A 439-nucleotide genomic window follows, 5' to 3' on the forward strand; every position below is an offset into this window, starting at 1 on the left:
ATTGACCGTAATTGACGACAGCTTGCCGGCATCCATACGACTACCTGTCAATGGAACACTGAAAAAAGTGCTGGATTCCGGGTTCGTCGTATAGGCTTCAAACTCAACGCTACCACTTCCTTGCAGATCAGGTTTCAAAGGAGTGTAGTTATTTACGTTAGAATAGACATCACATGCGCCTACACCGCCGCCACCGTTTGGCTTGCGATAACCGGGCGAGCTGATGGTATCGAAAGCGGTTTTGTCTGTGAATGATAGATTAAGGTTGTGGTTATTATCCCCGAAATCATTCATCCACGACTGAGGAATTGTTACGGCAACCGAACAGTTTTGCGTCTTTGTTCCATCTTTAGAGGAAACGTAAATAGCGCCATCAACCGTTGATGAGTGTAGCGTTAACTGCTTATCCCATAATGGGCTTGCTTGTTTCAGTTCAATA

General features: G+C 45.3%; 1 protein-coding gene. It reads right to left on the reverse strand.

The annotated features are described in order from the left end of the window. Positions 1 to 439, reverse strand: a 439-nt coding sequence (locus H3S94_RS11760; protein WP_198241180.1) for a hypothetical protein, incomplete at both ends; no start/stop codon positions are given.

This window comes from Bartonella sp. B10834G3 (assembly GCF_016102505.1).
Lineage (GTDB): Bacteria > Pseudomonadota > Alphaproteobacteria > Rhizobiales > Rhizobiaceae > Bartonella > Bartonella choladocola.